10 protein-coding genes and 1 pseudogene are annotated in these 10523 nt (G+C 63.3%); all 11 read right to left on the bottom strand.

The genetic code is table 11. The features are described 5' to 3' along the window. A partial coding sequence (locus B7L71_RS15400; RefSeq protein ID WP_081139028.1) for an O-succinylhomoserine sulfhydrylase occupies positions 1–953 on the bottom strand: 953 nt, incomplete at its 3' end. 89 nt (positions 954–1042) lie between these two features. After that, positions 1043–2563 carry an amidophosphoribosyltransferase gene (gene purF, locus B7L71_RS15395; protein ID WP_081138988.1) on the bottom strand — a complete coding sequence of 507 codons (1521 nt, stop codon included), beginning with the start codon at positions 2561–2563 and terminating at the stop codon, positions 1043–1045. Between the two features lie 104 nt (positions 2564–2667). Continuing rightward, positions 2668–3216 carry a CvpA family protein gene (locus tag B7L71_RS15390; protein ID WP_081138987.1) on the bottom strand — a complete coding sequence of 183 codons (549 nt, stop codon included), beginning with the start codon at positions 3214–3216 and terminating at the stop codon, positions 2668–2670. Between the two features lie 2 nt (positions 3217–3218). Beyond that, on the bottom strand, positions 3219–3908 hold the full coding sequence (locus B7L71_RS15385; protein ID WP_081138986.1) for an SPOR domain-containing protein: 690 nt from the start codon (positions 3906–3908) through the stop codon (positions 3219–3221). A 17-nt stretch (positions 3909–3925) separates the two neighbouring features. Next, positions 3926–5221: a bifunctional tetrahydrofolate synthase/dihydrofolate synthase gene (gene folC / locus B7L71_RS15380; protein ID WP_081138985.1), complete on the bottom strand. Its 1296-nt coding sequence runs from the start codon at positions 5219–5221 to the stop codon at positions 3926–3928. Beyond that, positions 5214–6215: an acetyl-CoA carboxylase, carboxyltransferase subunit beta gene (accD, locus tag B7L71_RS15375; RefSeq protein WP_016914044.1), complete on the bottom strand. Its 1002-nt coding sequence runs from the start codon at positions 6213–6215 to the stop codon at positions 5214–5216. Before accD ends, folC begins: the two co-directional genes overlap by 8 nt. A gap of 95 nt (positions 6216–6310) precedes the next feature. Beyond that, the gene (gene trpA, locus B7L71_RS15370; RefSeq protein WP_016914045.1) at positions 6311–7114 is read right to left on the bottom strand and encodes a tryptophan synthase subunit alpha; all 804 of its coding nucleotides are present in this window, start codon (positions 7112–7114) and stop codon (positions 6311–6313) included. 8 nt (positions 7115–7122) lie between these two features. Beyond that, a complete protein-coding gene (gene trpB / locus B7L71_RS15365) occupies positions 7123–8361 on the bottom strand; it encodes a tryptophan synthase subunit beta (RefSeq protein ID WP_081138983.1) in 1239 nt (412 codons plus the stop codon). 72 nt (positions 8362–8433) lie between these two features. Beyond that, on the bottom strand, positions 8434–9066 hold the full coding sequence (locus B7L71_RS15360) for a phosphoribosylanthranilate isomerase (protein ID WP_081138982.1): 633 nt from the start codon (positions 9064–9066) through the stop codon (positions 8434–8436). Further along, a complete protein-coding gene (gene truA / locus B7L71_RS15355; RefSeq protein WP_081138980.1) occupies positions 9063–10001 on the bottom strand; it encodes a tRNA pseudouridine(38-40) synthase TruA in 939 nt (312 codons plus the stop codon). Before truA ends, B7L71_RS15360 begins: the two co-directional genes overlap by 4 nt. A gap of 9 nt (positions 10002–10010) precedes the next feature. Then, positions 10011–10523: pseudogene (locus B7L71_RS15350) on the bottom strand (hypothetical protein); the annotation flags it as partial.

The raw sequence follows: 10523 nt of genomic DNA, 5'->3' as shown, positions 1-10523 counted from the left end.
AGCACCTCGAACCCCAGCACGGCCCCAAAGCCCTGCTGCTGGCGCTTGGCCAACGCGTGCTGAGGATGTGCTTCCAGACCGCTGTAATACACCCGATTGACGGCGGGGTGCTGGTCGAGCCAGCGGGCCAGGCTCAAGGCGTTCTCGCAGTGGGCTTTCATGCGTAGCGATAGGGTCTCGAGCCCCTTGGTGAAGATCCATGCGTTGAACGGACTCAGGCAGGGGCCGCAGGTCCGCACGACGCCATACACCTCTTCCAGCAGGTCATGACGCCCTACCACCGCGCCACCCACGGCGCGCCCTTGGCCATCCAGATACTTGGTGGCCGAGTGAATTACCAGATCGGCCCCCAGCGCCAGCGGCTGTTGCAGGGCAGGCGTGAGGAAACAGTTATCGATGGCCAGCAAGGCCCCGCTGCGCTTCGCCAACGCAGCCAGAGCCGGAATATCGGCCACTTCGGAGAGCGGATTGGACGGCGTTTCGGCGAACATCAGCCGAGTGGCGGGCGTTACCGCGGCCTCCCAGGCTGCCAGATTGGAGAGCTCCACATAGCGCGTGGTAATGCCAAACTTGCCCAGATACTTGTCGAACAGGCTGACCGTAGAGCCAAACAGCGAACGCGAGGCGACGATCTCATCCCCCGCCGACAGCAGTGCCAGGGCAGTGGAAAGAATGGCGGCCATGCCAGAGCTGGTGGCGACGCAGCGCTCACCGCCTTCCAGGGCCGCCAGTCGGCGCTCGAAGGTGTGTACCGTCGGATTGGTGAAACGCGAGTAGACGTTACCCGGCTCTTGACCACCGAACTTACGGGCAGCTTCGGCAGCACTCTCGTAAACAAAGCTCGAGGTGGGAAAAATCGGCTCGGCATGCTCCTGCTCAAACGTGCGGTGGTGCCCCGCGCGAATGGCGAGCGTTTCGAGCGACCACTCCTCCTGGTGATGATCATCGTGCATGGCAGCGCCCTCTTTTCCAAAACGTCCAGCTTCCATAACGCTCAATCCACTGGCAACTCCCCCGAGGAAAGTTGCCAGCGTATTCGCGCTCAGTCGTCCAGGTCATCGTCCTGATTGTGCATGTCAACCAGCGCATGGTCACCCGCGCTATTGTCCTTGGCCGCATCGTTACGGCTAGCCTCCAGTACCGCCAGGTAGGCCTCGTCGATATCGCCGGTAACATAGTTACCATCGAACACCGAGCAGTCGAAGGATTCCATCTCGGGGTTGACCTCGCGACAGGCGCTCTTCAGGTCTTCGAGGTCCTGATAGAAGATGCGGTCGGCGCCGATCAGCTGGCCGACTTCCTCTTCCGTGCGGCCATGGGCAATCAACTCAGTGGCCGCAGGCATGTCGATACCGTAGACGTTGGGGTAGCGAACCGGGGGCGCCGCCGAGGCGAAATAGACCTTGCGGGCACCGGCATCCCGGGCCATCTGGATGATCTGCTTGCAGGTGGTGCCGCGCACGATGGAGTCATCCACCAGCAGTACGTTCTTGCCCTTGAACTCGACATCGATGGCATTCAGCTTCTGGCGCACCGATTTCTTGCGCTGGGTCTGCCCTGGCATGATGAAGGTACGGCCAATGTAGCGATTCTTCATGAAGCCTTCGCGGTAGGTGACCCCAAGGTGCTGGGCCATCTCCAGTGCCGAGGTACGCGAAGTGTCCGGGATCGGGATCACCACATCGATATCGTGGTCGGGCCACTCGCTCATGATACGGTCGCCCAGCTTACGGCCCATCTGCATGCGCGTGCCGTAGACATAAGCACCATCCAGAATGGAGTCGGGGCGCGCCAGATAGACGTGCTCGAAGATACACGGATACAGCTCGGGGCGGTCGGCGCATACCTGGGTGTGAATCTGGCCCTGCATGTCGACGAAGATGGCCTCACCCGGCGCCAGGTCACGCGCCAGCTCGAAACCACCCACGTCCAGCGCCACCGACTCGGAAGCGATCATCACTTCCTGGCCGCTGGGGTCCTGGCGCGTGCCGAACACCACCGGGCGAATGCCGTGGGGGTCACGGAAAGCGACCATACCGAACCCGTTGATGATCGCCACGGCCGCATAGCCACCCTTGCAGCGGCGATGCACGCGACGCACCGCATCGAAGATGTCCTCGGCTTCCAGGTGAAGGCCTTGCTTGCCCAGCTCGTGGGCGAAGACGTTGAGCAGCACTTCGGAGTCGGAGCTGGTATTGATATGGCGCAGGCCCGTGGAGAACAGCTCCTGCTTCAACTGCTCGGAGTTGGTCAGGTTGCCGTTGTGGGCCAGCGCAATGCCGTAGGGGGAGTTGACGTAGAACGGCTGAGACTCGGCCTCACTGGAGGAGCCCGCCGTGGGGTAGCGCACGTGGCCAATGCCCAGGTTGCCTTTCAGGCGCGCCATGTGGCGAGTATGGAAAACGTCACGGACCAGGCCGTTACTCTTGCGCAGTAGGAAGCGTCCCTCGCTCCAGGTCATCATGCCGGCAGCGTCCTGGCCGCGATGCTGAAGTACGGTCAGGGCATCGTAGATTCCCTGATTTACCGCCTGCTTGGCCAGAAGGCCCACTATACCGCACATTCCAGTTACCTCGCTTTAGTACCACGGCTTGCTGGTGCAAACCCGTATGATCATCCAACTTACTCATGCCGCTGCCAAGCAGCGACGCAACTTCCACCGCTCGGCTACTGCTGAGCGGGTACGCGTAATTCGGGGAGCGAGACATCGCGCAGCGACGCCGGTGGCGTCGGCAGCTCACGCTCCCACTGGTCCAGTTGGCTCACCGCCCAGTCCCGCAACTCGATGAAGGTGGGGCGCAGTGAGGCCTCCTGCCATGCCTGAAGGTCTGCCAACGGTGTCAAGGTGATCAGCACGGTCACCACCAGCAGGATGACCGCGCCACGGGCCAGCCCGAACGCAGCGCCCGCAAAGCGGTTCAACAGCCCCATGCCCACCCACTCCACGGCGGCGTGAACGATGCGTATCACGATGCCGCACAGCAGAATCACCGCAAAGATGACCAGCGCAAAGGCCAGCACCAGGCGAGCATCGAAACTCTCGATGAAGCCAGCCATCAGCTCGGCCACCGGCTCGGCCAGCACCCGCGCCACCATCAGCGCGACGAGCCAGGCAGCCAGCCCCAGTGATTCACGCACGAAGCCCCGCACGAAGCCTGCCAGCATCGATAGCGCCAGCACGGCCAGAAAAACGGCATCAATCCATGTCAGCGCCATGATCAGTCTCTTACCCGCACCAGCAGGCCTTGAACATTGGCGCGCTCTTTCACCAGCGCCAACGCCGCCTCGCCATCTTCCGAAGAGCCGTACGGGCCCACCAGCACGGTGGTGAGGTTGTTGTCACGCGGGCGCTGGAAAACGCGGAAACCTTGATTGGTGAGTTGGTCGCTGATTCGCTGGGCATTGGCGGCATCGCCAAAACTGCCTACCTGAACGGCCCATTCGCCCTGCTGCTGCGCCTGGGGAGCAGAACCATTGCTGCTGCCGCTGCTACTGCTACCGCTGCCTCGGTTCTGGTTGGCGGCCACCAGCTCGGCAATCGGGTCATTGGCGGGAGCGGGCGTCGGTTCGCTGCGCGGCGCTTCGGCGGGTGCCGCTGGCGGAGGCGTTTCAGCGGGCGCACTGGCAACGGCCTCGGTCTGCGGTTCCAGCGGCACAACCTCGATGGGCTCGTCCACTACCTCGGCATTCTCCAGCGGCTCGAGGGGAGACGGCGCGTTGATGGAAGCAGGCATCTCGGGCACAGGAACGTCCTGACGCACCACATTCACCGGCTGTTCGATCACGAAGGTGGGCTGCGGACGCTCCTCCCGGGGAGCCGGGTCACTCATCAACCACGGCACGATGATCGCCAGCACGGCCAGCAGAATCACGAGACCGCTAATGCGTTCCGTTTTACCGTATTTCATATCCCTCTCCCTCCAGCTTAACGTGCCTGCGGCGATGCTTGAGGCAGTGGCATCGCCAGTAGCGCTGCCACGGTAAAGAATGACCCCGTTGCCAATACCCGATCCTCTGGCGTCAGCCGTTGAGCCAGCCACTCTGCCCCGGCCTCGGGGGAATCGGCGCAATGATACACGCGCCCGCCCAGCGACGTAATACGCTCGGCAAGCTCGCTGGCCGAGCGGCCACGTTCGCCTTCCAGGCTGACGCAGACCCAGTCACGGATACGCGGCAACAGTGCCTCGATCACACCGTCGGCATCCTTGTCATTGAGCATGCCCAGCAGCCCCCACTGGCGACCACCGGCAGGCGGCGCGGGAAGCCTGCGCGCCAGATAGCTGGCCGCATGCGGATTATGCCCCACGTCCAGGCACCACTGCCCGCTCCACTGCAGGCGCCCGGCAGCCGTCACGCCAGCCAGCGCTTCACTGACCGGCCGCACCTTCAACGGCACACCTGCCAGCGCCAGCGCCTGCAGCGCCGTGGCCGCATTGTCGATGGGCAAGCCCGGGTCTGGCAGCGCGTCAAGGGAAAGAGTATCCCCTTCACGGTTGAGCCCATGCCAGCACCAGGGCGTGCCTGGCGGCTCGTCACCCGCGCTATGGCTGAAACCCACGCCCAGCACGTAGCTGGGCGCAGCCACCGCAATGGCCGTGTCCAGCACGCTCGTGGGCAGCGTCAAGCTTCCCAGCACGGCGGGTTTCAGGGGGCGAAAGATACCTGCTTTTTCGCGCCCGATCTGAGCCAGATCGGTCCCCAGGAAATTGGCATGATCCTGCGCGATGGTAGTCACGATGGCCACATCGGCATCGATGATGTTGACGGCATCCAGCCGCCCGCCCAGCCCTACCTCCAATACCGCCAGATCCAGCTCGGCATTGGCCAGGCACCAGAGCGCACACAGCGTGCCCGCCTCGAAGTAGGTCAGACTGATGGCGGGCGCTTCCAGGCGAGCATCCTCCACCTGAATGAAGCCTTCGACCAGGGTTTGGTCACTGGCTTCGCGCCCTTCCAGCGTGACCCGCTCGTTATAGCGCAGCAGATGAGGAGACGTGTAGGTACCGGTGCGCAGGCCATGCGCCCGCGCCACCGCATCGATCATGGCAAGGGTCGAGCCCTTGCCATTGGTGCCTGCCACGGTAATCACCTGGCGAGCCAGGGGGCGGTCCAGCAGTCCCATACGCCGGGCCACCTGCGACACCCGCTCCAGGCCCATGTCGATGCCTACCGGGTGCAGCGTCTCAAGATGATTCAGCCATTCGGCTAACGTGCTAGGCATTGCGCGACGCGTCATCGCTCGCAGGCTGGGCAGGCTCTGCCTGAGCACTGCTCTCTGCAGCATCCGCCAATGCGGCTTCTTCCACCACAGGTTCGGTGATTTCACCTTCGACCACCGGTTCAGCGCTGGTTTCCACGGCGGGCTGATGGGTCAGCTTGCGCAGCACACCACCGACACGCGCACGCATGTCATGACGATGTACGATCATGTCGACCGTGCCGTGTTCGAGCAGAAACTCGCTGCGCTGGAAACCTTCCGGCAGGGTTTCGCGCACGGTCTGCTCGATGACCCGAGGGCCTGCAAAACCGATCAGGGCGTTGGGTTCGGCAATGTTCAGGTCACCCAGCATGGCCAGCGACGCGGAAACGCCACCAAACACCGGGTCGGTCAGCACGGAAATATAGGGGACACCCGCCTGTTTGAGCTTCTCCAGGGCTGCCGAGGTCTTGGCCATCTGCATCAGCGAGAACAGCGCTTCCTGCATCCGCGCGCCACCCGAGGCAGCAAAGCAGATCAGCGGAATACCCTCGTCCAGCGCAATGGTGGCCGCGCGGACGAACTTCTCACCGACTACGGCCCCCATGGAGCCGCCCATGAAGGTGAACTCGAAGGCCACGGCCACGACCGGCAGGCCATCCAGCTCGCCACGCATGGCAACCAGCGCGTCTTTTTCACCGGTCTCTTTCTGGGCAGCCGTCAGGCGGTCCTTGTACTTCTTGGAGTCGCGGAATTTGAGGCGGTCATTGGGCTCGATCTCGGCCCCCACCTCTTCGCGCCCCTGCTTGTCCAGGAACCAGTCAAGGCGCTTGCGGGCGGTCAGACGCAAGTGGTGGTCACACTTGGGGCAGACGCTGTGGTGCTTTTCCAGCTCCGGCAGGTACAGCACCGCCTCGCATTTGGGACATTTACGCCAGAGGCCATCGGGCACGCTGGCACGACGGTCCTTCCGCTGGATACGCCCCATGGAGGGCACGATCTTGTCTAACCAGCTCATATCAAAAAGGCTTCCGTATACGTCAACGCTTGGTCAAGCCAAGCTTGATGAGTGTCGTCAATTCAAGATTCAGTGTAGACGATGAGAGGACGCACTCAGGCGTCCATGGCGGTCCGCATCTCAGCCAACACGCTCTTCAACTGTCCGGTGATGGTTTCAGGGGCATCCACGCTGTCCGCAATGCGGTTGACCAGCGCGCTGCCGACGATCACGCCATCGGCGACTTTCGCCACCTCGGCGGCCGTCACCCCATCGCGAATACCGAACCCAACGCACAGCGGCAAATCGGTCATGTCACGCAGCGGCGCCAGGTGTTCAGCGACATCGGCTGCGTTCAATGTGGCCGCCCCGGTCACGCCTTTGAGCGACACATAGTAAAGATACCCCTCACCGTGGGCGCATATTGTAGCGGCACGGGCATGGGAAGTGGTAGGCGCAACCAGGAAAATCGCTGCCAGGCCGCGCGCTTTGAGCAGCGGGCCGAACTCGTCCGCCTCTTCCGGCGGCATGTCCACCACCAGCACGCCGTCCACACCGACGCTGGCGGCTTTATCGGCAAAGGCCGTGTAACCGATGCGTTCGATAGGATTCAGGTAGCCCATCAGCACGATGGGGGTCTGGGTATCGGTCTGGCGAAACTCGGCCACCATGTCCAGCAGGTCCACCAGCCGGGTGCCCTGTTTCAGAGCCCGCTCGCAGGCCTTCTGGATGACCGGGCCATCCGCCATCGGGTCGGAGAACGGCACGCCAAGCTCGATCACATCGGCCCCGGCATCCACCAGGGCGTGCATGAAGCCTACCGTGTACTGGGGCGCAGGGTCCCCGGCGGTGATGTAAGGGATCAGAGCCTTGCGGCCCTGCTGCTTCAATTCGGAAAAACGCTGGTCGATTCGATTCATGCTAGCCCTTAAAACTCGATGCCGTCGATGTTAGCCACGGTCATGATGTCCTTGTCACCACGCCCTGAAAGGTTCACCACGATATGCTGATCAGGCCGCATGGTGGGCGCCAGCACTTTGGCATGGGCCAAGGCATGGGCAGACTCCAGCGCAGGCATGATGCCTTCCATGCGGGTCAGCTCGCGGAACGCTTCCAGCACCTGCTGGTCGTTGGCGGCCACGTACTGCACGCGACCGGCGTCTTTCCACAGCGCGTGCTCGGGGCCAACGCCAGGATAATCGAGGCCTGCGGAGATGGAGTGAGTGTCCATCACCTGGCCCGCTTCGTCGGACATCAGGTAGGTGCGGTTGCCGTGCAGCACGCCACGCGGTGCATTGGAAGACAGCGGCGCGGCGTGACGGCCGGTTTCCACCCCGTCGCCCCCTGCCTCGACACCGTACATGGCCACGGCGTCATCTTCGACGAACGGGTAGAACAGGCCAATGGCATTGGAGCCACCGCCCACGCATGCTACCAGCGCATCCGGCAGGCGGCCGATCTGCTCCAGCGACTGACGGCGCGCCTCGCGCCCCACCACCGCATTGAAATCGCGCACCAGCAGCGGGTACGGATGCGGCCCGGCCACGGTACCGATGATGTAGAAGGTGTTGTCCACGTTGGTGACCCAGTCACGCAACGCCTCGTTCATGGCGTCCTTGAGCGTGCGGGTGCCGGACTCCACCGGAATGACCCGAGCGCCCAGCAGCCGCATGCGGTACACGTTCAGCTTCTGGCGCTGGACATCGGCGGCGCCCATGTAGACATCGCACTCCAGCCCCAGCCGCGCGGCAACCGTGGCCGTGGCCACACCGTGCTGACCCGCGCCGGTTTCAGCGATGACCCGAGGCTTGCCGGCCTTCTTGGCCAGCAGCGCCTGACCGATGGTGTTGTTCACCTTGTGGGCGCCGGTGTGGTTGAGGTCTTCGCGCTTCAACCAGATTTGCGCGCCACCCAGCGAGTTGGACCAGCGCTCGGCGTGATACAGCGGCGAGGGGCGACCCACATAGTGCGCCAGGTCGCGGTCGAACTCCGCCTGAAAGGCCGGGTCGTCGCGCAGGCTGAAGTAGGCCTGATCCAGCTCTTCAAGAGCGTAACTCAGGGTTTCCGACACGAATCGGCCGCCATAGGGGCCAAAGTGACCACGGGCATCCGGCATTCGGGTCAGGTCGCTGAACTTGGTTTCAGTTGCTGAGACTGTCACAGGCATACCTCACAGGATTGCCAGAAAGGCAAAGATGAATGAATACATAAAGGTGGAAGAAGGGTTTTACGCCCCTCGTCAGCGCTGATCGGCCCGCCCGACCTGAGCCACGAAGTCGGCCATTCGCCGAGCATCCTTTTGGCCTGGGGCGGCTTCGATTCCCCCTGATACATCAACCGCATAGGGAGCCACCTGCGCCACCGCGGCGGCAATGTTCTCGACCGTCAGCCCACCCGCCAGAATAACAGGTTTTTGCAGGGCTGCGGGGATTCTAGACCAGTCGAAGGTTTCTCCGGTTCCGCCAGGCACGCCCGGCCGATAGGCGTCCAGCAGCAGTGCCTGGGCGGCCGCATACTGCTGCGCTGCCTGATGCAGGTCGAGGTCGTCACGCATGCGCAGCGCCTTGATCCAGGGGCGATCGAACTGGGCGCAGAAGTCGGCGGACTCGTCACCGTGGAACTGGATCAAATCCAGGTGCGGCAAACACGCCTCCACCAGCGCCACGTCAGGGTTGACGAACAGCCCCACCCGCGTCACAAAAGCCGGTACCGGTGCTGCCAGCGCTGCCAACGTGGCAGGGTCGATCCCCCGCGCGCTCTTGGGCCACATGACGAACCCCAGCGCATCGACCCCCAGCACCACGGCCTCGGCCACGTCCTCGTGGCGAGTAAAGCCACAAAACTTGATACGCGTGCGACCAGGTGCGGTCATGAGGCGCTCTCCTGCTGTTCAGGGCTGGTTTGCTGGGTAAAGGTGAGCTGGCGCCGGGCGGCCACTCTAGGCGTCTCCGGCAGCGCCCGCTCGCCGGTCCACTCGCCGGTGAAGGCCAGCAGATTGGGCCCCAGCGGCTCCCTGGGAATCTCGAAACGTTCGTCGTAGAGGGAGTCGACGAAATGCAGGCCGCAGGCAGGCGCCGTGACATCGCCCTTCTGGCGATTCTTCATCGCCAGCAGGCGGGCGATATGCCCTTCGTCCTGCGCCCCCCGGCCAACGCTGGCCAGCGCTCCGGCAATGTTACGGATCATGTGATGCAGGAAGGCATTGCCTTGGATGTCGATCACCACCAGCGGGCCGTAACGCTTCACTTCGACGAAGTGCATCTGGCGCCAGGGGGATTTCGACTGGCAGCCCGCCGCGCGGAAGCTGCTGAAATCGTGCTCGCCCACCAGCACCTGGGCCGCACGATGCATGGCATCGGCATCCAGCGGGTCGCGACACCAGGTGACGTTGTGGCGCTCCATGACCGGGCGGCTGATCTGATTCAGAAAGAGGTAGCGGTAACGGCGTGCCAGCGCGCCAAGGCGCGAATGAAAATCGTCGGATACCGGCTTCACCCAACGCACCGCCACGTCTCGGGGCAGATTGGTATTGGCGCCGAAAATCCACGCTTTTTCAGTGCGCTGTACCGGCGGGTCGAAGTGAATCACTTGGCGCGTGGCGTGCACACCGGAATCGGTGCGGCCGCTGGCGTAGATATGCACGGGCGCCCCCGCCACCTTGCCCAGCGCATCTTCGATGGCCTGTTGCACGGAGGCGGCATGCTTCAGGCGCTGAAAGCCACAAAAACGTGTGCCGTCATATTCGACGCCCATGGCCAGTCGGCCAGCCAGCGGTTGTGTTTCATCAAAGTGGTAGAACAGCGTCATCAAGCCACGTCATTTGGAGGATTTGGAAGAGTCGCTATTATCCCGACGTCGCGGCTCGAATGCCACCTCTTCGATTTCCCACTCCTCTTCAGGGGTATAGCGGGTGCGCAGCGGCGCAGCGTCCGCGTTTCCTGACAAGGAGGTCTCGGCCTCGTCTGGCTCGTTGGCCTGCAGCGAGGGCGGATGATAATCGATATAGTGCGCCCGATGATCGTCCGGCACCGGTTGCGCAGGCGCCTGGGGCGTCGACAGCTCTGTAGCCTCCTCCAAGGGGCTATGCTCACCAGACGCTTGAGCAACAGGTTCCTGAACAGCCGACTCGTCGGTCACCGGCTCGTCAGCAGCAGACACCTGCTCATAGCGCTCGGCTACCTGTGGCGGCGCTTTCGGGATATCGAAAGGCGGTGGTTCGGCAAGGGGCGGCTCGGCCAAAGGTGCGCCAGCGGTGCCGGTGCTTTCCATGACTGGCTCGGCGCGTCGTGGGGGCGTTTCTACGGCAGCGGCGGGCGCGGGCACGTCCTC

Origin of the sequence: Halomonas sp. BC2 (assembly GCF_002078115.1) — a bacterium.
Lineage (GTDB): Bacteria > Pseudomonadota > Gammaproteobacteria > Pseudomonadales > Halomonadaceae > Vreelandella > Vreelandella stevensii.
Note: the sequence above shows the minus strand (reverse complement) of the source record. Positions and strands in the feature narration are given on the sequence as shown.